This window comes from Butyricimonas sp. Marseille-P2440 (genome assembly GCF_900091675.1).
GTDB classification, from domain to species: domain Bacteria; phylum Bacteroidota; class Bacteroidia; order Bacteroidales; family Marinifilaceae; genus Butyricimonas; species Butyricimonas synergistica.
In genome coordinates this window covers 413078-438973 of sequence record NZ_LT594610.1, presented here as the reverse complement: position 1 = coordinate 438973, position 25896 = coordinate 413078, and the positions used below count along the sequence as shown (strand labels likewise).

Here is a 25896-nt window from a genome sequence, read left to right as displayed (position 1 = left end):
CACCAGTAAGTGAGTGATTATCGTGGAATGGCTATATACCTATCATGATAAAAACTCACTTTTTATAGATACGACAATTGTTTGTATATACCAACTTTTCTAGCCTATAAGGAAACAAAATATATATTTAATTATTAATAAATTATAACATGAAAGGATTGAAGTCACTATTTAACAAGAAACAAGAAAAAGCAGATAAAGATATTGTAGATTTCCTAGACGATTCAAATTACTTGACCAACGAGTTACGATTCCAGCATCAACCAATGGAACTACAAGCCAGAGCGAGCGAGGACAAGAAAGTAACCTTGGGAATGCTGTTAAATAAAACCTATGATGTTAGGAAAGAAGAAGTGTCAGACATGGGAATCGTTTCTAACTATTTTGATAAACAATTTGAACTTGTTCGTGATAGAGAAGCCATCTGGAATTATGACCTGTGTAAAGCAATACTAAAAATAGACGAACAAGGAGAGATAGGTTATAAACATGGCGAGAATGTGGTATTAACCATATCGTACAGAAAATACGGGGCGGTAGATGTAGACACGGATAAATCCATTAGTCGAAGTGATGAATCAATTATAGTTCATTTAAGAGGAACAGGGGGAGGTCATGATTCATGGTTTATATGTGCAACAATCTTGATGCCCGTACCTGCTTACGAGAAAGACAAGACTTATGCGATTAACCAGAATAAACCTAGAGTTTTAAGCGTCACGTTCGCTTACGATAAAACTGACCCTAAAGAGAGAATCGCTCGTTACAACTATTTGAAAGAAGACGCTTTTGAGAAACTGGAACAAGAGAAATACAACGAGATCACGGAAGAACAAGAATGGTTATTAAACCAGCTAAAAGTGAACGTGGGACAAGATTACTGGTGGGGTAACAAGGTATTCCAAGAGAAGCGTTTTTGGGATGCCATCATCTATTTTGAGAACGTGTTCCAAACACTGCGAGATGGATGGAAAAGAAAGCTAACAGAAGAGAAAGCGGATATATTTTTCAAAACGTGTTATCGTTTAGGATATTGTTATAGTGAATTACAACTATACGAGAAAGCATTATTCTATCTTTCTATCATGTGTCCAAGTTGCGACAAAATTTCTTACAATATGGAATACATAAATTGTCTGGTAAACAGTAAAGATTTTAGGGCAATGATTATTATTTGTGATGAACTTGATAGAGTAGAAAAGTTGCCTAAAGAAGAGGTTACAGAAGAGGTTTCTCTTTATTACAATTTTTTGCGTAGACGTTTTGCATACACTTATGTAGACATGGGAAAACTGGAAGAAGCAGAGAATATATTTAAAGAGATGCTAAACGAGGAGGCAAATAAAGATTTCGCTTTACATGAACTTGCATATCTACAAAGTCTGAAAGAGAGAACAAATAATAACAATTAATTCTGGACACGTGGTAAAATTTTTCATGTAATATGTTTGTGGATAACAGTGTTAAATGATATAACAAGAAACAAAAACATGAAAGAGAGGAAGCCCTCATGGTTAGCCAAAATAAAGAGGCAATTTACAGTATCTTTCACGGAAGACACGAAACGTGATACCTCTCTTGTTGATGAAGAATTAACAAGGGAAGGTATTCACGTTGATTTATCTCCTAACTGTGAGAAAGAAGCAGGGGTATTAAAGAAAACAATAGAGATTTCTAAAGATACTATCGTGATTGGTAACAAGATGTTTAGTAACAATTTTGAATTACATACCGTCACGATACCTAACCACGTGGATAGAATTGGCAACTATGCCTTCTGGAATTGCGTGAACCTAACATCTATATTTATTTCTAACGGGTTATATAGAATTGGCGAGGGGGCTTTTAGTGGTTGTACCAAGCTGGCTTCAATAACGTTACCTGATAGTATCATGGAAATTGGTACTAACGCTTTTTGGAATTGTTGGAGCCTAACGTCAATCACTTTGCCAAATAAATTAACTGAAATAAGGACTGGAATGTTGAAGAATTGCTCTAGTCTTACAAGTGTTACTATCCCTAGTAAGGTCACTCGCATCTGTAAAAATGCTTTCAATCATTGCGAGAAACTAAGCACTACTATCGTTCCTGACAAGGTTACTTGCGTGGAAGAATTTGCTTTTTGGAGTTGTGAAAGTTTAGTAGCGATCACTTTATCTTCTAGCCTAGAAGAGCTAGGGTATTTTGCCTTGGGTAATTGTAACTCTTTAATCGAGATACATTCCAAGAATAAAATACCTCCTAGCGTGAGAGATAATACATTTAGTAAAAAGAACTACATGGAATGTAAATTGTTCGTTCCTGTTGGTTCTTACAAGGATTACAGGCAGGCTATGGGGTGGTGCGAGTTTAAACAAATAATAGAAGAATAACATGGATGTACTGACAAAGATATTTAAAGAGATAGGAATAGCATTTATTCTGACTTTGATTGCACTTACAATAGGTTACTTGCTATTTGAATTGGTTGTTTACTGGGATCATCATTTATGGACGATTAAAAATAGGGTAGGATATGTAAGTAATATCAACTCTTTTATGGTGTTAGTATTTATCCATTCCTGTTATTGTATCGCTTACGAGTTCATCCCCAAAGGTAATAAACAGCTATATTATTTAGGATGCTTGTACGTGTTATCAATATTAATCCCTGCAATCTTCCCAAGAATTAACGAATCAACATTTGGGATGATGCTGCGTTTATCAATCATTTCTGTCCCATTTTTAGTACTTGCAAAAGAAATGATAAAGAAACTAATTGATAAAGAAAGATTAATACAGGTTTGTTTAAACTGGAAGACCATGTATATAATATGGTTCATCTATCTACTTGTAATAGGAACACTACAAAATAACTGGAATTTATTCTTCTCTATAATAGAAATATTATTCATTTTAAAGATTATTGGTTGTTGCGTCTTTGCTATATCTGGATGCTATTGGTTACGAAAAAAGCAGTGGTTAAATGCTGTGATGTTTTTTATTCCAATCTGTTTTAAAGAGATAATTTCTTTAATTTACAAATTATGAAACGGTTACGCTTTGCTTATCTGAACGATATTAGAATACCAATCATCTGGGTATTTACGATTTTCTTTTTACTTGATTCTTGGATTCGTCCAGACGGGTGTTACTGGCTTAATTTCAAACCTGTCATTAAATTTGGAGATTTTGAGTTGGGGCAATTATATATAAATGGAGGATTATATTATCCATGTCTAGGTATATGGATAATTTTACCCTTCATATATTGCTTGTACAAAAAAAAGTGGAAGGATGTGGGAATGTTACTTGCTGCGTTTTGTATTCCCATGTTTATACGTGGAACATCTATTTCTTATGACTTGGTGGACTACAAAATGAATATAGGGAAGCATCTTGAGCCTCGCACTAAAAAAGACAAATTAGGTTGGTTATTGCTAGATCGTGATAAACAGGTCATATCTGGAATATATTCCCCATGTCCTATCCGTTTTAATCATAATAGGGCTATTGTAAAAATTAATAATAACTGGACTACTAGTATTTCAGATAATGATGTAATGATTATTCCAGACACGAATAGGCACACGTACAAAGGTGTTTCATATATTTATATTGATACTCTGGGGAAACTTGTTAGTCCAAAAGTATTTTCTAGTGTTTCTCAATTTAATAATTACGGCATAGCAGTATGTAAAGCTTCTTTTTACGGGATTATTGATACTAGTGGAAGAGAGATTTTACCATTTGAATATGATGAAATCTCGCCTAATCCAATGGGCATGAACAATTACCACTGGCTAGAGAAGGATATGCAACGTGGTTTGTTCTGTGATTCAACTTTATCAATCTTGTTAAGTCATTGTTCTGAAATGTATTTTTGGAATAGAACCGAGGATTCTTGCGTGTTTACCAAAAATGGTAAGGATTCTTTACTGCTTCTACCTACTAGAACAAAGCTTCCATTTGAATGGCATAAACTGGAGCAACTTCGATATGGGGAGGACACAACACTAATAGATACAATCATGTTTTCTTTGAAACAAAATGTAAATACGATAAGAGAAATTATAATAAATCAACAAGATACCTTACCCAAATTTCAAATTATAGGTGATTACTTGTACTATGACCATTGGGGAGATTCATACATGAATACAAGCAATCATTGGAGAGATCAATTTTCACAAGATTCCAATAATTTTTTAAGTGTTGATTTTCAAATAGAGAACAAATTGTATAACGAGTGGTGGAAATTTCATGATCATACCTTCTCAACCATTCATAAATTACAAAACTCAGAAACATACTACAATACTATTGAAGAATTAAACTTGCAAAAAATCTTACGCTTGGTTTATTCTTATCTCCTACTTTTTAATGAAGAAACTAACTTTGATGTAACAACAATAAATAAACAAGTTGAATTTTTCAGTTGGAATGATTCCATTATCGCTTGTTACAATGATCTTGTACAAGTACAAGGTTTGAGCCCCATAGCAATTCGCCATATCAATAATGAAAGGCACAAATGGGAGCAACTAATCGAGTACAGGTTTAATATATTAAACAATATCAACAAAGGAGGTTGTAGGCTAAAACTTAAACGGTTACTAAACAATGAAACAAGGGATTTGCTTCTACTTCAAATGGAACATATGCGGCAATTCTATCTTGACGTGACAAATTACATGAGCGAATACCAGAATAATTTTAGGAGTACTGTTATTGATTCATGGCTACAATTACCAATGCCAAATATTGAGATTAAAGATACGTTAATGAATAGGTAATCATGAAAGAAAAATTAGAATCAATAATACTATCAAAAGAAGCCTCTTACTGGGGCTTCCTTGTTCCCGCAATGGTAAACTCTATTGCCTGTTTCCTGTATAGTGGTGGTAGTAACGCTACACTAGGAATTATAAACGGGATGCTCATGCTTTCCTTTACTGGATGCTATTATCTATTTTGCCTGTATTACTTCTGGGATAAGGAAAAAGCAAAAGGAGTTATAGCCTATTTCTTGTTTATAGCTATCCCGTTAGTTATATACGGGATATTTATTCAACCTTTAATAGTAATAGAAAACAGTGGAGTTGATTTCACTCTTACCGTTTTATATTATATGACATTCTACTGTCTTTTTTGTGTCAAGTATGAACCAATAACAAGCAAGATTATTCATTATTATTTGAACTGGCGGGCAATCTATTTATTCTGGGCTATCAGTTTTATAGTCTTTCTCGTCTTGTTCATTACATTTATAAATATGGATATATTAGCGATATGCCAAATATACTGGTGGACTTTAGGACTAATTACAACCTTGTTAGGGGTATATCTCATATATAAAAAACAGTGGATTAATGGACTTCTATATTTCTGTTTATTCCTGTTTCCCATGCTCACCTTTAAATTGGGAAGGTTGGTAAAAGAATTATTGATGCACGGACACTTTTTAAGATGATGATATATGAAATATTGGAAAGATTTACGTGTGTATGTCCTGATATTACTTTTATGTAATTGTATCTTTACATTCATTGCAGGACTAATCGTATGTCGTAAATGGGAAAGTTATAGTCTACAAACTTATCTGGATAAATGGCATATATCCCTTTATGATCTAAATTTATATTGTTTTCTACTACTCTTCATAATAATGATATTATTTCTATTAGCGACACTTGTTTTATGCGTTAGAAAGAAGAACAAGAAAGATATAGGATTAATATTATTGCTTTGGTTGAGCCCTTTAGCGATTACCATGATTGTTGGTTTACTATTGGATAAATTTATATGATGAGAAAAGAAAAATTAATACAGACAATTCTAAATTGGAAAATATTCTACATAATCTGGATGATTAGTTTTGTAATAATATTTTCCCTTGAATGGCTATTAAACTCAGATTCAGACTACTTTGGGATAAATCTTCGTTATTATTCGAGATATTATCATACAGAAGCCACTCTATCAGAATTGATATTTCAAGGATACTGGTACGCCTTGGGTGGAATAAGCATCATTATTGGTTGTTACTGGTTCTACAAGAAACAATGATTTTGTATATTGTGCAGTGTTCATAACCAATTATTTTAGCTAATTGCGAGGCTTATTAATCTCTTTTTGAAAATTTTCATATAACCATTCATAAGCAATGATAGCATTTTTAAGTTTAATAATATCAACGTTTCCAGTTCCTTTTCCGTGAAATAATTCGTTACGTAATCCATCTCTAATTTGGTTATATTGTTTAATAACAAATTTTTTATCTAAATCACAAGAGGCGATTTTAAGTGTTTGTTTTAATATTGAAAAAGGGCTGGCATGTGTTTTTACATCTGGCCAATTAATCTTACCTGCACAATCTGGCAATTGTTCTCTGATTATTTCTTCCGCTTCTTCAAAAAGACGCCTTTCATTGAAAATCTTTTCTTTGGTTGAAGAATCTGAAATTAAATTATCTACAAAATAATATATCAATGCTTCTATTGCGACATTAATCCAAAAAACAGACTCTTGTAATTGGCCTGTTTCCATAGACATTATTGCATGATAATAAGATTTTTCATGCCAATGTACTTTTTGAAGCTCGTTTAAATGAAGTTTATTATGATTTTGATTTCCTTGAATGATATAAATGTTGCCAGGAGGGGTCACACGTGTCCAAGCAATGGATTCTTGATTGGCATATTGTGTGTATTCCAAAGGCCCGATGTCTGTTGGGGTTGGAATCCATGAATTATTTACAAGATTTCTAATTTTTAAATTCCACCAAACTTTTTCAATTATTTCAAATGTAAATTTGAAACCTAATGGCCAATATTCTTGCATATCTGGATCTTGAATATGGTTTAATGGTAAAACACTTTTATACTCATCTAGTATTCCATTCAGTGTAATTTTTATATTAGATTCATAAGCTTGCCACTTTGTCGGGGCGGCAAAATCAACTTGAGCATTAATGACATTTAAGTGAGGATTGTTAGAATATTGATAATAACATTCAAATTTTATCTTAATTCCTTGATAGTTAAAAGTACAATCTAATTCATTATCACATATTTTATATGGAAGAGTTGTTTTTATCTCTATTGAATAGGTATCATCAATAAGACTTTTAATTTGTTTTTGTGTTTCAGATTTGAAATCATCAAATAATGAATTGAAATGTTGATCAATAGTACTTACTTTTAATGTGGCAATTTGTTTTACCAGCCTTTTCAAGTATTCTTTGTCTTCATCTGAAAAAGAAACAAGGTTATATTTACGGTATATATCCCATTTTATTTTAGATATTTCAAAATATGCGATACATCCTTTATTAATACTTTTAAGGCTTTCCATAAATAGAACATAATATCGATAAGAGTCATCTGTATATAGACTGGCGGGAGTAGCAAACCTATTAAAATGATTACATCCTGAGAAAAGAAATTGGCTAATAGCCTTAAGTATTTCTCCTTTAGCGTTTCGAATATGTGATTGAATACTATAAAATAATTCTATATATTCTTTATCAGATAAATTGTACTGTTTGTTTTCATACACATGTAAAAGGCGACTCTTCCAATCAATTGAGCTCATAATTTAATCTTATAAAAATGATCCTACAACTACAAAAATACAAATAAATGTGTATTCTTAAATTATAATATAATGCAACTTGTAGAAATAATATCGAATCACAATAATGTTCACTTCTACAATTAGTGAACGTTTCTCTCTTTATCAATCACTTACAATTTGGGGCTATTCTCTGGCTCTATAAAATATTCACTTACATATTTAATCTTACAAATTTGAACGTTATGAGTTTGAAGTATTCTAACACCACGGCAGACCGTCTGGATTGGGCTGATATGCTTAATCTAACTAGAAAACTAATACAGGACGGGAATTATAAAATCGCTTTGTTTATTACACTTGGCTCCTTTTGGGGATTACGTGTGTATGACATGAAGCAACTCACTTGGTTGTTGATTCTGGATAAGGATGAAATCATCATCACGGAACACAAAACGGAGAAGAAAAGGACTATTCCCATTTCTCCACAACTAAAGAAGTTCATCGCTGATTGTTACAACCACATTAACCCAGTTTGCCTTAATTCTCCTGTCTTTCTAAGCCAGAAGAAAACCGTTTACTCCACCCAACAGTTAAACAGGATTCTAAAGCAGGTAAAGACTAAGTACAGGGTAAATGTTAAAAACTTTTCCTGTCATAGTTTACGCAAAACTTTTGGAAGGCAGGTTTACAACCAGAATCCAGAGAATGCGGAAAGGGCTTTAGTTATGCTTATGGACATGTTTAACCATTCCTCTTTGGCTATTACAAGACGATATATTGGATTGAGGCAGGAAGAGGTTGCACAGACTTATGAATCTTTGTCTTTCTAATTGAAAAAGCCTATTCCTTCAATTTAGAGGGGATAGGCTTTGATTTTATCAATTTTTCTTCTCTCGCCTTACTGGCTGAAATGGTGTATATTCTCTATAACAACCATATTTTATTAAAATATTCCACATTTCATCAAAACTATACCCACCAAATATCATTTCATCAAAAACATTATTATTATTTGAACCAACATCAAATATTGGAATTTGATCTATTATTTCAGAGGGTAATGGTGTCTCCTTTCTAAACTTATCTGGATTTTGAAATGTAGCAACAGTGTCATCAATGAAACAATATATACAATTTACCTTTACCCTACGTCGCATCAAAATATTTACAACACGCCCATATAACTCAATTTGCAAAATTATTCTATCTGTACCACCTTTATAAACAGTAATAACATCAATAACACTATCTATAATGTTCTTCATTTGATTGCGATCAGCTTCAATCCTTTCTATAGCAATATTAGTCAAATTTGTATTTACAATTTGATTTAAACGATTATCTAATAATGCTAATTCAGAGTGTATTTTATTCAAATCAATATTGTAATTCTCAATTGTTTTGTCTATATTAATTTTGTCCTGAATAATATCCTCCATTTTAAAAGCACCACCACTATTCTTCACTAAATTTAATAAATTCTTAACTTTAACATTCTCTTCATCAACCAACTGATTAAACTTATTCTGTCGTTCTAACAACTCACGTCTTTTCTTATCTATCTCCTCAGTAATCCTTTCCTTCTCAGTCTCATCTATTCTTTTAAAATAATAGGAATAGTTTTTTAGATAATCCCAAACAACGGCTTCTGATTTCTCGTAATTAATTCTTATGTTATCACAATCTTTTGATTTAGAACTATACGTGGTACACAAATACACACTCCCTGTAATACCAACATGAGAATAATAACTACTACCACATTGCCCACAAACCACTTTTCTACCTAACAAATGAATATACTTCTTTGCTTTCTCTATTTTATTGGGATTTTCTCTAAAAAAAGTTTGAGCCTTATTGAATATTTCTTCATCTACAATTGCAGGTACTTTAGTTATCATATCTTTATATACCCGTTCTCCTATATACCTTCTATTATGGAGCATCTTGGTTATAACCGACCTACTCCATCTAACTGTCGAAGTATTTCTATCTATACCTGAATTTGTTCTAAAACTTCCTTTACGACTCGTTTTATTATATCTTGGTAAATAACCTGTTGTATTAGCATATTTTGTTAATGAAGCTGTACTATATTTGCCAGAAGCATATTTGGCAAAAAGATCTCTTACAAATTTTGCTTCCTCTTCATCTATCTCTATTTTATTAGTTTCAGGATCAACTTTATATCCATAATTCTGGAATCCACCCGTAGACAAACCATGTTCAACATTTTTCCGTTTTCCTCTATTAGTTCTATCTTTTAATGTTTTTAACTCCGATTCTGCTATATCTAAGTATAAACCAATAATCATTTTAGAGTTAATATCTTCCTCTAAGGTATCAGGATTCAATGTCCAAATATTCCTATCTTTAAAAAATATAGGAATTTTCATCTCGTTAAAATCTTGTATAAATTGTCGCCCTGCTATACCACTCCTACTTAATCTACTCACCTCCCAAATAATAATTACATCAATAATGCCTGTTTTGCAAAGTTCTTTCAGCTTTTTGATTGATTCCCTTTCCCCTTTTCTAATATCATCCTTACCCGTAATATGTTGTCCAAAAATCCATTCTTCTGAAACATTATATCCCATACTTTTAGCAACAGGCAAAAGAGCTTCTTTTTGCGAATCTATATCTTGTATATCTGTAGAAACCCTCAATAATAATGCTGCATTCTTCATAATCATATCTTTTAGTATGGCAAATATATGAATAAAAAATAAATATACAAAATAGTATAACCAGCGAACTCGGGAAGTTCATATACTGACCGTGGGTTTCTTCAATTTCAATTTATATATATTCAAGGGCTGTTAACACAGCCCTTTTTTTGTTTCCACCAGCAAAGTTCATCATTTTCTCGCTGTCTGCAAAACCTCCCGAATCCGTTTACGCACGTTAATCTGTGCGCTATCCACTTTCGCCTTGCGGGAAGGGATAAACAGATCCTTGTACTTCGCCTTCGTGATACGGAACTTCATTTTCTCCAATGAACCGGATATATCCACTCCCGCACGAAAAGGAATCGGGGATTTCAGCAAAGATACATGATAATTGAAAGTCATATCTATATGGTGTTGTCCCCCGACAGCCACCTTATAACGATCCATTTCCACCATAAAAGGGAATATCTCGATCATGCTGTTCTTTATCGTGAAATCCACGGATACGCTATCAATCAGATTACGTTCCTTATTTTTGAACATCAACATTTTCGAAATTTCAGAGAAAGTCTCTCCATCCATCAATACCAGATTCTTCCCGTCGATATAAGCGGCAGCCCGCAATGTCGGCAAATCAATCATCATCGCTGAATCCATCTCGGTTTCTGCCGCCATATGAAAATCTACCAATCCGTCAAATGACCGCAACATCGGCACGATCGAATCCAACGCGGGCATAAAATCAATCAAAGAACCGACGTGTATATCATCCAACTGCAGGTCAAACCCGGCATACGCCCTATCCGGCGATGACGCCCGGTACAACATCGTCGTCTTCACGTCTGCCGCCATGGAACGCATTCTCAAATCGGCAAGCTCTATACACTGATTCTTCATTGCCACCTCGCCATGAATACTATCCAATATCAACTTCCCGTACAGCACCCGGTTTATATCCGTTTCAAACCTGAAATCAATACCCGGGGGAACGACAAACACAGACATCGTGGAGTCCGCCACGTAAGTAGAATCAGCAGCCAGATTGACATCCGACAATTCCTCCTCGCTCAACTCCTCGTCCATGCCCCATTTCATATTCATCCGGTTTGCCTCCCCGACCTCCATTGCCTTCATCAACTGGTTGCAATCGATCATGTTCGACTTCACTCTTAGATTCGCAGACAGTTCCTCTTGCCGTAAGAATGCCCCGGCAAGATTATACACCTCCCCGGTCAGCAACACGTCGGATTTTCCCATCCGCAACTTCGCCCCATTCAGCTTGATATGTCCCGGTGTCAATGTAATTTTCGTTCCGGGCATACGCATACGCAACGGGAACATGGGCGTGTACATACGCAAATCCCTGAAACCGAGTATCCCGTTCACTTCCCACGGTCGCACGTCTTTCTTGCCCGGCACCGCGGACAAGTTAAATCCGGCAAAAGCCAGACGCAACCGATTTCCTTTAGCCCGTATTCGCAAACTATCCATGTCGATTCGTGCCGTCACAAGAGGCAATTTCTTGTTCCCCGGCGAGGGAGCCAAAGCAGCACTCACTTTACTATTTCCCATTCGGAATCGCACAGAATCTCCCACGGTAAGGTCTATCCACCCGATCTTGACATCGGCGGACATAGATGCCACGGCAGTAGTATCCCGCAACGGTGAGGTCTTCACCTTCACGTAAGAAGTATCCATATGAAACACCAGCGCCTCTTTCCATTTAATATCCACGCTGTCAAAACCGAATATCCCGTTCAACAAATTCTTTCCCTGCATGATCGTCGAATCCTCCATATTCGTCCCGAAACCCAATCCCACGGATTTCGAGCGTAAGGACAAACTATCTTTCTCGCTCGCCAATAACACGTCGTGCAGACGACATCCTCCCCGGATATCCAACTTCCCGTAGTTCTTGTTTTTCACGTCAGCCAACAAAATATGAGTTCTCAGGGCCGCACTCAAACTTCCCTTCATCGTCACCCCTTCCTCCAGCGGGAATATCTTTGGCAGAATAGAAAAATTCACATCTGCTTTTATCTTTGCATCCACCCGTGGATTCGTGATTAACTCATCCACACGTCCCTCTATATCCACGTCCACGTCAGTCCCTTTCATGCACAAACGATTCACCTGCACGAACGAAGCCTTTTCTTTCTGCAAATCGACCAATCCCTCTATATCCACGTCCAGTTTCTCCAAAGCGTATGGCATCCCGGTATATTTAGCCGCCCCGTCACGAACCCGGAAACGGGCTTCCAACACGGGCACCCGGTCTTTCCCGTATATTCCTTTCAAAGTGCCTTTACATGAAACTTCTCCGGCGATTTCCGCCTTGTCATCTCTTTTCAAGATAGTTTCCGGCACCAGATCAAGCAGTGTTTTCAACGACGGAATCTTCATCCCGAAAGTCAAGTCTACTGCCAACTGTCGATTTAACGTATCCCCTCGTAATTGTCCCCCGACACCGAATTTTATACCGTTCACGTTCATGACAGCCCGATCCAACACGTAGAGCGAAGAATCCCGATCCAGATGCATTCCGGTCTGAACACCGAATGCCAAACGCTTAACCAGTAAATTTCCTTCTTGCCACAACAACAAATTTTTCGCCTTCATCCCCAATTGCAAATTTGCCTTACGCCCCGAAAAATCCCCGTCAATCTTTAGCCCGAAACCTTCCACACGGGCATAAAGCTGATTCGCTCGGTCATCGAAAACCAAATAACCGTCCTCCACACGAATATTCTTGATATCGATCCCCTCAAACAGGCTTTCCGAGGTCGTATCCGCCTCCACCGTCAACGTGTCCGCTTCCACCGTTCGCATCACATCCCAAGCCGGCATCCCCTCCTGATTAATATAAGCATATATACGAGGTTTTTCTATTCGCAATTCTTTGACTACAATATCTTTTTTGGCTAAATAATCCATGGGATTTATCGTCAGACGACACAACTCGAAACTCATCAGGGAATCCGTCTTCGAGTAGACATTCTCCCCAAGCGTCGTGTCCTGGAACACTTTTGTCACCACGCTTCCGTTTCGGATTTCCAACCCGAAATTCGGAAACGTGGAAAAGAACGTCAATTCTATCGAATCGAAATGCACCTCTGCATTCAACAACTCGTTCGCCGTCTTCTCCACCACGGGAGTCAACTTCTCCGGGGTAAAAATAAAATTCAACACGATTCCGACTGTCGTGCAAACCAACACGACAACAACTAACACCGTAATCAAAAAATACTTCAAAAAACGCCACATAGCAATTGAAAATTGAAAATAATTAATCGTATATTAAATATTTTTCCCTTACTCCCATAAACTTAGCCACATCTTCCCGCCAACCCGCACGAATTTCTTCTTCTGTCTTTCCTTCCGTGATCTGTTGCCGCACACGGGTATTTCCCACGAGTTTATCAAACAAGGCATTAAAAAATGGCTCCTTCCCCTCGTACTTCTCGTAAGCCAGCAATAACCACACCAAATTCAATCGTTTCATTCCTAATATAGTGCCGTATTCACCTTCCAAATCCATTCCGTGGCAAGTCTTTCCGGCACATTTCGGGGTCATACTCATTCCCTTGATCGGTCGGGGAACATAACTATACGGCATATCCTTCAAGTCGGGATGCCCGAATACTTGAAAAGGACGCAACGTACCCCGTCCCTCGTTGACTGCCGTACCCTCGAAAAAACAAGTCGACGGGTAAAGCATCACGGAAACCGAATCCGGCAGATTCGGGGAAGGAGCATCAGGCAAAGCCACGGGTTGCTCCCGTTTCCATCCCTCGCAGGGGACAACGGTCAAATCACACTTCACTTGCCCCTTCAACCATCCCTCTCCATTAATCATTTTCGCGTACTCGCCTATCGTCATCCCGTACACCACAGGCACGGGATGCATCCCCACGAAAGACACGCACTCCTTTTCCAGCACGGGACCATCCACGTAGAAAGCATTCGGGTTCGGCCGATCCATCACCACCAACGGTATTCCCTGTTCGGCACAAGCCTCCATCACGTAATGTAACGTCGACAAATAAGTATAGAAACGAACACCAACATCCTGTATATCAAAAACCATCACCTCGATATCTTTCAAATCAGCAGGTTGAGGCTTCTTATTCTTCCCGTAAAGTGACACGATAGGCAAACCGGTAGCCGCATCCGTGTGGTTCTTAACCGTCTCTCCGGCATCAGCCGTTCCCCGGAAACCATGTTCAGGCGCAAAAACCCGAAGAACATCCACACCTTGTGCCCGCAAGAAATCAACACCATGTTGTTCTCCCACACGCGACGTATGATTTGCCACTACACCGACTTTCTTGTCTAACAGCAAATTCTGATACGTCTCGTAACACTCAATCCCATTCCGAATATTCACGGAAATAGCATCCGTACATGCGGATGCTATCACTAAAATTAAAATCAAATATTTCATCGACTATTTCTTTGTTTCCTGCTTCTGATCCTTTTCCTGGAAATCGATTACCATCGTGTTCAGTATAGCTTCCACTTGTTTTATCATATCCCGCTTCTTCTCATTCGGGTAATAAACGTATCCCATCATGTAGATCACCCGTTGATGTTCCTCGTCCAACACCACGTTCAACACGAAAGGTCCTGCCATGAAATCATTAACAACAGTCCACAATCCCCGTAGCAGCATGGCATAATGCCCGTTGTACTGGTATTGCACGAAAGTATAAGGGATCTCGGTGTCCAGCGCCATATACGATCCATTCCGAGGTCCAGGAATATACTTTTGCAACTCCTCGTTCACTCGATCCACGATAATGACATGATTAAACTGACTCTCGTCCTCGTACTTTTCCGTGAAGAAGATAATACCCTTACTATCCTTCTGCGTTTCGCTCGAAATCCAGACGAAATCCGTGGTATCTTTATTGACGTAATACCCGGTCGGACAATACAACAACATATCGTACTTCTTCTTGAACAAATTAAAAATACGCGTATCCGCCGTTCTCTTGTAAATAGAAACCAATCTATCCCGCTCCGCTTTCGCGTAAATACCCAATATCTTCAATTTGTTTTCCTCGAACAACTGTATCGCCTTTTTGTTATTCGGGGCAACAATTTTGATAAACTTCTGCGTCTTTGCCCACGGGCTATCCACGTACTGCACGTACGAGGAATCGACGGTCGGGGAAATCCTGACTTGCAACACGTTCCGGTGTCCCTTCATATTTTTGTCAAAATATATCTCGGGTAAGTTCAGCACATCCATGATCGGCTCTGCCTGCGGCAAGCCATCCTGCTCCTGCCCGAAGAAAGCCTTTATCGTATCACCGACGGGACCGTCCCACACGTTCTTCTCGGCAATCACCAATACCTGATTAATCTTACCTGACACAGCAGGTATTAAATTCTTCGTGGTATTCTTACAAGAACCCAGCGCAAGAAACAATGCCAATACAATTGAAAATTGAACATTGAAAATTGAAAATGAACGTCTTATCATAAACCAATCACTTAATCGTAAATCACTAAATCACAAATCACTAAAATTTACTGTTTGCCTCGTCCAAAATTCCCTTCACCGAACCCACGAGAATCTTTGCCTCGACCATCACGGGAATCCTGTACTCGTCGTTACTTACCCATACCTTCATATTCTCCCCGCCTTTGAATACATCCCCGGCAACAAGCAGGGGCGAAAACACGTAACACTGCCTGCGCCCGCTATCTGTCTTCACCTTTTCCAACCCGAGATAACGGATATACAAATCGTATATCTTATCGTCCAGCAATATGCGTATCGGGATCATATCCCCCTTCTTGTACTTGTCAAAATCCAGTTCCCGGGCTCTCCATGCCACGGACAGCATATTATACGTGTCCGGTTGCAAAGCGATCGTATCCTTGCGCTGATATTTCCCGATTTTATGGATATCGGCAAGAATCCGGTTACTGTCATAATCCCACACGTAGTCGAACGTCTTGTGATAATTCCCCTCGTGAGCTTTCCGGGAAAACTCGTAAGGCATATACGTCACGCTATCGTGGTGGGAAATCAATGTATCGCGCAACTTGAACACCCAATCCCATGAGGGACTGGAATATCCCACGGCAAACACCTCTTCTGCATCCGGGTACTTGTCGGAAGACTTCACGGACATCTCCACCGTACCGGCATTTATCCAGATAAAGCCCCAATTGTAATATCCCCTGTAAGTCAGTTTCTCTATTACATTGGGCAGCTTCCTCTGCGAAATGGCAGGCAGGCTAACGAATAAGGTCAATATCAGTATAATTATTCTCATCTATTGCTTCTATTTCTCCTGTTATCCTTGTTGTCTACATTCTTCTTTTTACTCGGGTCTTCTCTCTTATACGTTTTGCTCGCGTCAAATTCCTGCTCTACATCGAAATTTTTCTTTAAATTAATTTCCACGGGCAGATATTTTATTTCCTCGGGCTGAATACGCTTCATGTAATTACCCGTATCCCATTTCTTGTTACCGTTCCGGTCAATGATTCCCCGGATCATATATTTTCCCTCGTTCAGGTAATCGAACGTTACCTTTCCGTCCTTGTCTATCCATCTCTCGTCCAAAACTTTCACATCCTTATCTCCCTGGTAAAGCTGGATAATCACCGGAGTTTCGGCGTTCTTCACCTGCACGAAAATCTTCCCGTACTCCTCTTCTGCCTTCGTCTTGAACGTTTTCTCGATCTTGTTGTTATATAGCCCATAGATACTATATATTCCCATAGAATCGACCGTCAGCATATACTCGGTTTCCGGTTTCCACTTCTTCTCCAACTCGTACCTGCGAATCTTCAAACTATCGTGTTTCATCGTGAAGTCGGTCGGTGTCCATATCGTGTCCACCTTCTCGAACAACTGGATATTCTTCAACCCTTCCTCTCGTATCGGTCGGTCAAACTCGAATCGGATACCCTTGTTCAAATCAACCGTTCCGCCAACCCCGACATTCACTTCCATAAACTTGATCTCCGGGATCGAGTCCTGATCTTTCTTACGTTTACCCTTGGGTTCCGGTTTATCCTTGAAATAGAAACGAGTCGTGTCAACAAAAAGTTCCCGTTTCCCGAGAGAATCCGTACGTAAATAAGTTGCGAAAGCGGTCAACGAGTCAATCTTGTACACTAACGAGTCCTTTATCCACAACTGTATCGTGTCCCGTCCTGCCGAACGTTCTTCGATAAACCAATCGCCTTGATCTTCCTTGTCCAGCAAATGTACCCCGCGCAAACGCACGTTCAACTGGTTATCCGCGGGAATACTGAATATAAAATCCAACCGTTCCCTCTCCTTGCGGTCTTTATCCACCAAATATAATTGAGTCTTCTCCTCGTTGAACATCGGGATAAACAAATTACTTGGTCCGAAAGCCGTGTAATCCCTTCGCACAATCGTGTCTTTCGACAACACCTTCAACTCCATCCCTTTTTTCGTCCGGCGTCCTTCCACGACCATCGTATCCGGATGTATCGTATCATACACGACCATGGGGAATGATACGGTTGTCACCAACGAGTCAATAAAACCGACTTTCTCCTCCTCGGGCAAAAACTTATTATCCCGGTTTGCATCGTCGATAGCCAACACCCGGTAAGTCGTGTTCTTGATATTCGTCACCCGGAACATTCCCGCGCTATCCGTCCGAGCCACGTAGTTCGGCAATTCCGATATTGCCGCCGAATCCGCGTGATTCTCGTAGAACAACACCATAGCCCCCAACACGGGCAACTGCGATTCCATATCGATCACCTGTCCCGACAATTCCATGGAATCCAATTGTGGTCCCGTGGAAAACACGTAACGATAAAAACCTAACGGGTTCGCCTCGTTATTATCCACGATGGCATCCGCGAAATCCAAAGTGTATGTCGTTTCAGGCTTCAACGAGTCCTGAAAAGTCACCCGCACGTATTTTCCCCGCAAACTGACCCTCGCCTTCTTCTTCGCCGGGGGCGACATCACGAATTTATTGTTAATCTCCTTGAGCTGTACGTACTCGTTGAAATATATATCTATATACTTTCCTTTGAAATTCGTTGAGAATGATTCCGGAACCTCCTTGATTACCTTGGGCGGAGTCGTGTCCTTCTCCCCACCTTCCGGGTATCCCCGGTTCGCGCAAGCATAAATAACCAACGCTGTAACAACTGCAACAAAACAGAATCCATTCCAAAAAATCTTATTCATAGCTCTTCCAAATATTAACCTTACAAAACTAGGGAAAAAAAGCTAAAATCCTTTCAATTTTAAATTTAAGATTTCAGTTTTTTAGATTTTACCGGCTTTACCGAGACAAGCGACACTGCACCTTACCCCTTCCACTTTCCGCAACTCGGCTAAACAAGCCCTCGTGGTGGCACCACTCGTGAGCACATCATCCACCAACAACACGTGGCACCCTCGCAACCGCCCGGCATCTTTCAAGGTGAACGCCTTCTTCACATTATCGGCTCGCTCCTCCCGGTTCAATCCCGTCTGCGAACAAGTATTCACCACCCGTTCCAGCACATCCGGCACAACCTTTATCCCTAATTCCTCTGCAATCCCCGTGCCAATCGCCAAAGACTGATTGAATCCCCGCTCCTTTTCCCGTGCCGGATGCAACGGTACCGGGACAACACAATCGATCTCGTGTCCCGCGCCAATCCTCGTCCCCAGCATTTGTCCCGCCCAAACTCCCAATTCTCGCCGGGACTTGTATTTTATAGCATATATTAATCGATGAAAATCACTCTCCCGGTTGTAAGTAAACAACCAAAATATATTCTCCGCCCCCACAATCTCCTTCATTTTCTCGTCCGCTCCTTCATCCGCCCCCTCGTTCAACGGCATCCGACACAAACACCCTGAGCACATGAACCGTTCTCCACGTACCAACACATCACCACACACCACGCAAAGCCTCGGAAACAACAATCCGATCCCCGACCGCAAATAATCCAAAAATATCACCCAAAACCTCTTGATCACAAATCCAAAATCTTTCAATCGTAAATCATAAATCGTAAATCCCCAATTCCCTTCATTGTTTCACGAAATTATAAGTAATCGTCCCCGTCTGTCTCTCCGGCGCTTTGGCTTCCGCGTTAAATTCCGAACGCAACGCCGCTTCCACCGCCACCTCACGCAAATTACTATCCGTGTCGGAATCTTTATCCATCACTTCAGCCTTCACCACCCGTCCCCTTGGGTTGACCACCACGGCAACAACCACCTTCCCCCCGAATTCACACTTGTAAACCGGGATAGGCAAATACGTTTTGTAACGTCCCTTGATATTATACGACACGCTACTCTTCCCCACGTACACCGTGGATTGCAACGAATCCAACATCCGTTGTTGCTGATCTTTTTTAAACCGGACACTATCCTCCTTGAAATGTTTATTCTTCTCCGCCTTGTAACGATCCCCGTAATCTCCCCGCAATTCCTCCTGTATCTCGTTAATATACTCCTCAATCCGCTCGTGAGGCTCCGTCGCCTCACTCCTTTTCACCACATCCTCGTTCACCGCCATCGAGCGCAACATCCTGCTCACCTCCTCATCCGCCGCCTGTCGGGCGATTTCTTCTTTCTTCTTCATCTCCTCCTGCTGTTGTTGCACGATCTCCGGCTCCGGCATATCCAACTCGATCTCCATCTCCACGTGATTCTCCAACCGCGAAATCCCCATACTCACCAAGCAAATCGCCAGCACCAAGTGAAAAATCACCGTCCCCATCACCCCGTGGCGGTGTTCATCCAGCCACTGCAGGCAAACTCTCTTCGCAACATACTTGATCATATATCACATCATAATTCATTAATCTCATCAATTGACTCGCTTTCTTGGTTACTCTCGCTTTCCAGTAACTTGCAGATCGTGATTTTCTCCCCCATAAGCGTGGTCATAAGTCCTTCCAGTACAGAGAAGTTTGCCTTGTCGCGGAGCAGGCGCTTCATCGCCCAATCAAAACGAATATAATTTGCCATACCTGTCGTGTTTTACTACAAGCAAAGATACAATTTTTTTCCTATTCCGTTATCACCGCAAGAAGAAACATAGTTAAACAAGGCTCGTGAAAACAATAGAGCGAATATGCTTAGTTCAAAAGGGAATTTACATATCCTCTATAGATAGTCCTCTATAAATAATATCGTACCCCTTAAAAGAACCAACGGCTTTGAAGAACAATTCAGATTTCCCCTTTAAAACATTTTTATCAAAGTTTTTCGCTTGTCGTTTAACCTCAATAAATTCAATCTTGTTATCAAACTCATCCTCGGCAACAATATCAATCTCGTTTTCGCCTTTTCGGTCATGCCAATATCCAAGGCGAGTGTATGCTCCCGATTCTTTCAGTACTTCATTAAAGTAATGTTCAAGAGATTTCCCGCTCACCGTTGAAAAGTCACGCTCTGCTATCGCTCTCAACCTATCATTACCGCCAGCCTCGATAATATGCGTATATTTGTATATAAACCGGAACCAGAATTTCAAGAACTGGTCGTTGATGGCATAATGTACATTCTTATTGCTTGACTTCTCATAAATAGGCTGCATCTTACTTATCAAACCATACTCTTCACTTAGATTCTTCAAGTAACCTGACAGTTCTTTTATATTGAGAGCACTCTCCAGTTCCGAACGTGTATTTTTACCTTGAGCAATAAGTGTCAGAATCGAGAAATAGATACCATAATCTTTGCCAAATTCATCTACAAGCATATTCTTGCCCTCCGGCAGAAAATAGGAATCCCGTTCAAAGAACATATCCAACATCTTCTTTGCGGTAAACTTTTTCCTGTCGATAAACAACTCTACATACTTTGCCACTCCACCTGTCAACGTATAAAGAGCTAACAAGTCAGACTTCTTATAGCCGGGGCAATATTCAGACATGATTTCTTTAAGAACTGAAGGTTTGAAAGGTCGAACATGCATTGTAGCTGTTTGTCTGCCAAATAGCGGTTGCTTCTTTTCCTTGAATATCTTATTCATCAAGGTGTTCACAGAGCCTGCTACAATCAGGTTAATGCGGGCCTTGTTCTTATAGCTATCCCATATGTTTTGCATATCGGAATAAATAGATGGATTTACTCTATAGAAATCCTGAAACTCATCAATAAAAAGGTTGATATGCTGTGTCTGCGACAATTCCATGATGAATTTAAATATCGCTGCAAAAGACATCCCCTTGCTGTCAAGCATGGGTATGTTGAGTTTTGTGCGAATCTCGTCTATGAATATATCGCATAGATCGGCTTCCGCTTTACGAGCGACAAAAAAGTAAAGCATTGTCTTGTTCTCATAAAACTTTTTGATCATCTCAGTCTTACCAAGACTGACGTCTTCCCGTAATGATGGTAAATTGGGCTACTTCATGAGACACTTCCTCAATTTCTTTAAGCCTTTCAAACTCTTGTTCTCTATCAAAAAATCTCACACCTATAAGTTTTATCGTAATATCCATTACCGTAACGATTATTACGATAATACAAAAGTACAAATAAAATTATCATTCGTGCAAGAAATCCATGGTTTTTATTGATTTATCAGCAAATAAGTGCAATTTAAAGTTCTCCGACACCCTGAATGTCGGAGAAGTCAGGTATGCCATATCAATGAATGACATCTATTTCCCATCACTGGCGGTATATCGCGATGATTTCTTCGGGGTCGGAGTCCATATCGTTAGTTAAAATAGCGGATCATATATCACATCATAATTCATTAATCTCATCAATTGGCAGCCCGGTAAGATCTGAAATATCTGCCGCGAACATTCCTTTTGATTTCAATTTCCGGGCAATGTCCAACGCTTTCTTTTTCTCGCCTTTTTCCAGCCCTTCCTCCAATCCTTCCATCCGTCCTTCTAGTCGTCCTTCTAGTCGCCCTTCCAGTCGTCCCTCCTCTCGTTCCGTGTAAATGTTGCTCCGCAGAATTACCACGTTATCCAGGTGACGGTAATAGGCTTCCAGCTCCGCTTTGCTGAGTTTGTCGAGTTGCAAGCGTGCCCGTGCTTCTTGAAGTCCCGGGGCTGTTGCGTCGTCTGGAATTTCGCCCGTGTTCAGGAAGTAAATCCATTGCTCCAGGGGTACTTTCGACCACCTGTTGAAATCGTTTACCCGCAGGATATAATATTCCGGGTAAAGTTGGCTAACCTCGTCTACCTCGAATCTTTGGCGTTGAAACGGTGAAAGGCGCAACAACTCGTTGTTGTGTAACCCGCGGAATTCCGTTTTACCATGGTACACGAAATCAGTGCCGCATCCCAAGTTGAAATAAACGATGTTGATGCTATAAATTTTACGGATATCGTCGTATCCACCCCCTCGATTTATATATTCCGTGACCAGTTTCGAGGTTCCGAAAAGCATTCGTTGAAAATAAGCGTATTCCGTGTTATTCTGTATCTCGAATAATAACAAGGTGCCCTTGCTGTCCTCTGCAAGCAAATCCACCCGGTTGTACTTGTCAAACTCGCTTTCTTGGTTACTCTCGCTTTCCAGTAGCTTGCAGATCGTGATTTTCTCCCCCATAAGCGTGGTCATAAGTCCTTCCAGTACAGAGAAGTTTGCCTTGTCGCGGAGCAGGCGCTTCATCGCCCAATCAAAACGAATATAATTTGCCATACCTGTCGTGTTTTACTAAAAGCAAAGATACAATTTTTTTCCTATTCCGTTATCACCGCAAGGAGAAACATGTTTAAACAAGGCACTCGAAAACAATAGAAGCTGTGCCAACATTGTGACACAGCCTCCAAGCACACTACAACTAATTTTTTCAATTATACGGAATCACATCCGCGATAGCGATAGAGCTATACCCGTTTGACGCACGCACCTGGTCATTCACGATCACCTTCACATAGCGAATCTCCCGGGGCTCTGCCATGGGAATTAACGTCGTTTCCCCGACACCTTTCCCTAAGACCCACTCGTTCAAGTAAAGCGCATTCTTCCAAACGATCCCGTCTTCGGAAACCTGAATCTTGATCAACTCCGGCAGCATATACTGGTTGGTTCCTGTCTTGCGAGCTTGCACCACTTTGAAACCGCTCACCCTCTTCGCTTCCTTGTAAGTAATCGTGATCTCGTAATCCCGAATACCGGTGGTTGCCACACTACCCTCGATTGGCATCCACTCCGTGGTCGGGTCGTCATCCACCAATCCGTTCAAGTTAGAATCCCAGTCGATAGCTTCCTCCAAGGAACATTCCACTTTGTCAACTACCAATCCGGCAGGATTCAAAGCAGGCATCTCGGTTTCTCCCATCTCAATCAACACCCCCGGATTCAACAATCCGGCATCCGTGAAATAATGGTTGTTATAACGCTCCACCTTCAAACCCGTCAAACGATTTGCCTCATTCAACACCAACACACTCCGGTCCACATCTTCCAAAACACTGGCATCATAGCCGGAAGGATACACGGCATTCAAGAAACGATTTTTCCCCAACACGATTTTTTCCAAACTGGGACACAAAAGGACATCCTCGAACGTGTTCATATCGTAATCAAATTCCAATGTCCGTACGGTATCGATAAAATGCTCGAACGCAGCCTTTCCAGCCTCGGTCTGATCTGAAATCCCGTATCGTCTTTCCAAGGCCGTTTTGAAGTCCGTCGCAAAATTACGTTGATCTCCCAACTCGATCGGTGTGAAATGAATCACATCAGGACATCCCTCGATCTGTCCCACACGCGAGATCGTGATGGGCAAACGGCAATTCACCTCCTCCAACGTGATGTGTTTTTGATCAAATTCTGCCTTCGTCAGAGGATAATCCACCTCTTCCCCATCAGTGTTTGTGTAATGCATTTGAACATCTAAAATACGGTCATTCCAATTGTCCATGAACAACAACAACGCATTCTTGGCTTCCATCTTATAGAACTTTGTCACCACATTTGTGAAGGTGCGTGCCACTTCGTGCGCCTCCGTGTAGGGACGACCATACACGGTTTCCACCAACGATTGGCTTTTGTCTTTTCCTATCGTACACACGTCAATGGCGTATGCCCCGTCTTTCAAATGCAATAGGTCTACGGCAGAAACCGCAGCATCCAGCAACGTATCGTGTTTCACATCCGACACCGCCCAAGTCACCTTGATACTGTCCACTAAAACATCTTGGCTGTTATTCCATTCCAAACGCAATCGCTCCCACCCGGGAATCACCTTGATATCGGTACAATTGTTCAGATAACGTATCGCACCGTCGCCTGCCATATTGCTATACGTGTCCTCCAAACTCTCACCGCAACCTGCCGCAAACACTCCCGCTGCCAGCAAGCCCATGATATATTTTTTCATTTTCATCATTACAACTCTTTTTTCACGTAAATTTCCAACTCGTGCATGGTCACGTATTCATCCCGATTATCTCCTTCCATATCAGGATCTGTACTATTAAACACATCTTCCACCACAATCTTCAGATAACGGTATCTTTTTTCCGAAGCGGGAATCACAACCTCCAAATAAGCCGGATCCACCTCTTCCAGTTCTTCCAACGTTTCATACCATATATTGTAATTTCGTTCACAACGGCTGCACCAACGATCTTCGATGTCAGCATAAGGATCTTGCTCGAATTTACCCAACTTCACCCACGACGAAGCATCCGGGTCACCATCATTGCTCCCGTATACGCTCACGACGCAAGGTAATTTGTTCATACATGCTGTTTTCCAGATCCCTCCTAACTCGCCCTCTCCCCACGCATCATTAGAGAAGAATTCACCGGTCCATATAATCCCGTACATACGCAACTTCGCAGGAATTTTTCCCTCCTTCATATCTACAATAAAAGGCGCCCCAACGGCGTGAGGCCCGGCAAGAAAGGTGAAGTTTTCAAAATTCTTTGTTGATATTTTGCGACGAGTCCCTTTCGTGTCCCCGTCGAACAGGTATTCCACCCCGGTAGCTTCCGCCTCATTGGTGATCGAAAGATTACATACATCTTGAAATTCAAAATCTTTCGGATCCATCTTGTCAGCAACATACGACACGACATGTTCCCATACTTTCTGTTTCACCCGGTAGCCGCAATAATCTTGCGTACGCACGATGACCGTGTTTTCCGCCGATTCCTGTTTTAATTCGAAAGAAAGCGTATCACCACCCTTCATAATCGGAGAACTTTTCAAAAAAAGCGTATCCATCTGCTTGGTCATAGGGTTTATCCCCAAATAATAAATATGTACCATACCGTCCACCTTCCCAGGTGCCTCGTAAATCATCTGGAAACCACCCCAGGAAGGAACAATCTCCGCCTTTTCAAAGAAAGCATATGGAGCGGAATCCTCCGTGTCGAAAGTAATCTCCATAAAGGTAGACTCCATGCCTTTAGGATCAGTAAAAGTCACCCGAGCCTTCACTCCCTTGCGGGCCTCATTAAAACCATCTAGCACAAGCGAATCGCTACCGAAGCCGCTTGTTTTCAACACCTCTTGCTCGTGTGCATCCTTATAGCGCACGTTCATGGCATATATCCGGTTGTTCTCCGGCAAGCGGGGAGTATCGCCCCTCCCGGCAAAGGTGTGACAGAGCGAATCATTTCTTCCGACGGCGTCACGTCGAAATGCGAGTCGTCATCTTGACAAGCGAAAAAAGCGACGAATATAATCGTCAAAAATAAAGTATATTTCATGATCTAAATT

General features: G+C 40.4%; 20 protein-coding genes and 1 pseudogene. 6 read left to right on the top strand and 15 right to left on the bottom strand.

Annotation, left to right across the window (positions count from 1 at the left end; genetic code table 11):
• The first annotated feature begins 149 nt into the window (after positions 1-149).
• From BN8899_RS12865 to BN8899_RS12845, 5 genes are all read left to right on the top strand, one after another.
• Positions 150-1412 (top strand): hypothetical protein, encoded by a 1263-nt coding sequence (locus BN8899_RS12865; RefSeq protein WP_065219732.1) that lies wholly within the window; start codon positions 150-152, stop codon positions 1410-1412.
• A 78-nt stretch (positions 1413-1490) separates the two neighbouring features.
• Positions 1491-2372, top strand: coding sequence for a leucine-rich repeat domain-containing protein (locus tag BN8899_RS12860; protein WP_065219731.1), 882 nt, complete (start codon positions 1491-1493; stop codon positions 2370-2372).
• A 1-nt stretch (position 2373) separates the two neighbouring features.
• Entirely contained in the window at positions 2374-3030 is a 657-nt protein-coding gene (locus BN8899_RS12855) for a hypothetical protein (protein ID WP_065219730.1), read from the top strand.
• Complete coding sequence (locus BN8899_RS12850; protein WP_065219729.1) at positions 3027-4775, top strand: WG repeat-containing protein; 1749 nt, start codon at positions 3027-3029, stop codon at positions 4773-4775. The genes BN8899_RS12855 and BN8899_RS12850 overlap by 4 nt, the downstream gene beginning before the upstream one ends.
• Positions 4776-4777: 2 nt before the next feature.
• Entirely contained in the window at positions 4778-5452 is a 675-nt protein-coding gene (locus tag BN8899_RS12845; protein WP_065219728.1) for a hypothetical protein, read from the top strand.
• A gap of 635 nt (positions 5453-6087) precedes the next feature.
• Here BN8899_RS12845 and BN8899_RS12830 read toward each other — a convergent pair.
• Complete coding sequence (locus BN8899_RS12830; protein WP_065219725.1) at positions 6088-7575, bottom strand: hypothetical protein; 1488 nt, start codon at positions 7573-7575, stop codon at positions 6088-6090.
• Positions 7576-7799: 224 nt separating this feature from the next.
• Here BN8899_RS12830 and BN8899_RS12825 point away from each other — a divergent pair, with 224 nt between their 5' ends.
• Positions 7800-8387, top strand: coding sequence for a tyrosine-type recombinase/integrase (locus BN8899_RS12825; RefSeq protein WP_065219724.1), 588 nt, complete (start codon positions 7800-7802; stop codon positions 8385-8387).
• A 48-nt stretch (positions 8388-8435) separates the two neighbouring features.
• On the opposite strand, the gene BN8899_RS12820 is transcribed toward BN8899_RS12825, so the two are convergent.
• From BN8899_RS12820 to BN8899_RS20780, 14 genes and pseudogenes are all read right to left on the bottom strand, one after another.
• A complete protein-coding gene (locus tag BN8899_RS12820; protein WP_065219723.1) occupies positions 8436-10247 on the bottom strand; it encodes a recombinase family protein in 1812 nt (603 codons plus the stop codon).
• 171 nt (positions 10248-10418) lie between these two features.
• Positions 10419-13493, bottom strand: coding sequence for an AsmA family protein (locus BN8899_RS12815; protein WP_065219722.1), 3075 nt, complete (start codon positions 13491-13493; stop codon positions 10419-10421).
• Between the two features lie 22 nt (positions 13494-13515).
• Positions 13516-14673, bottom strand: a complete 1158-nt coding sequence (locus tag BN8899_RS12810) for an exo-beta-N-acetylmuramidase NamZ family protein (RefSeq protein ID WP_065219721.1) — start codon at positions 14671-14673, stop codon at positions 13516-13518.
• A 3-nt stretch (positions 14674-14676) separates the two neighbouring features.
• Entirely contained in the window at positions 14677-15717 is a 1041-nt protein-coding gene (locus BN8899_RS12805) for a DUF4837 family protein (protein WP_051082685.1), read from the bottom strand.
• Positions 15718-15757: 40 nt separating this feature from the next.
• Positions 15758-16519: a DUF3108 domain-containing protein gene (locus BN8899_RS12800; RefSeq protein WP_018337140.1), complete on the bottom strand. Its 762-nt coding sequence runs from the start codon at positions 16517-16519 to the stop codon at positions 15758-15760.
• Complete coding sequence (locus BN8899_RS12795) at positions 16516-18432, bottom strand: Ig-like domain-containing domain (protein ID WP_018337141.1); 1917 nt, start codon at positions 18430-18432, stop codon at positions 16516-16518. Before BN8899_RS12795 ends, BN8899_RS12800 begins: the two co-directional genes overlap by 4 nt.
• 81 nt (positions 18433-18513) lie before the next feature.
• Positions 18514-19215 (bottom strand): ComF family protein, encoded by a 702-nt coding sequence (locus BN8899_RS12790; protein ID WP_148375421.1) that lies wholly within the window; start codon positions 19213-19215, stop codon positions 18514-18516.
• Positions 19216-19267: 52 nt separating this feature from the next.
• Positions 19268-20029, bottom strand: a complete 762-nt coding sequence (locus tag BN8899_RS12785) for an energy transducer TonB (protein ID WP_065219720.1) — start codon at positions 20027-20029, stop codon at positions 19268-19270.
• 8 nt (positions 20030-20037) lie between these two features.
• Positions 20038-20217 (bottom strand): hypothetical protein, encoded by a 180-nt coding sequence (locus BN8899_RS12780; protein ID WP_065219719.1) that lies wholly within the window; start codon positions 20215-20217, stop codon positions 20038-20040.
• 127 nt (positions 20218-20344) lie between these two features.
• A pseudogene (locus tag BN8899_RS12775) lies at positions 20345-21671 on the bottom strand (ATP-binding protein).
• 277 nt (positions 21672-21948) lie between these two features.
• Complete coding sequence (locus BN8899_RS12770) at positions 21949-22860, bottom strand: PD-(D/E)XK nuclease family transposase (protein WP_018337144.1); 912 nt, start codon at positions 22858-22860, stop codon at positions 21949-21951.
• 151 nt (positions 22861-23011) lie between these two features.
• Positions 23012-24556, bottom strand: a complete 1545-nt coding sequence (locus tag BN8899_RS12765) for a DUF4998 domain-containing protein (RefSeq protein ID WP_065219718.1) — start codon at positions 24554-24556, stop codon at positions 23012-23014.
• Positions 24556-25719, bottom strand: a complete 1164-nt coding sequence (locus BN8899_RS12760; RefSeq protein ID WP_065219717.1) for a hypothetical protein — start codon at positions 25717-25719, stop codon at positions 24556-24558. The genes BN8899_RS12765 and BN8899_RS12760 overlap by 1 nt, the downstream gene beginning before the upstream one ends.
• Positions 25716-25886 carry a hypothetical protein gene (locus tag BN8899_RS20780; RefSeq protein ID WP_157237429.1) on the bottom strand — a complete coding sequence of 57 codons (171 nt, stop codon included), beginning with the start codon at positions 25884-25886 and terminating at the stop codon, positions 25716-25718. The genes BN8899_RS12760 and BN8899_RS20780 overlap by 4 nt, the downstream gene beginning before the upstream one ends.
• Positions 25887-25896: the final 10 nt, after the last annotated feature.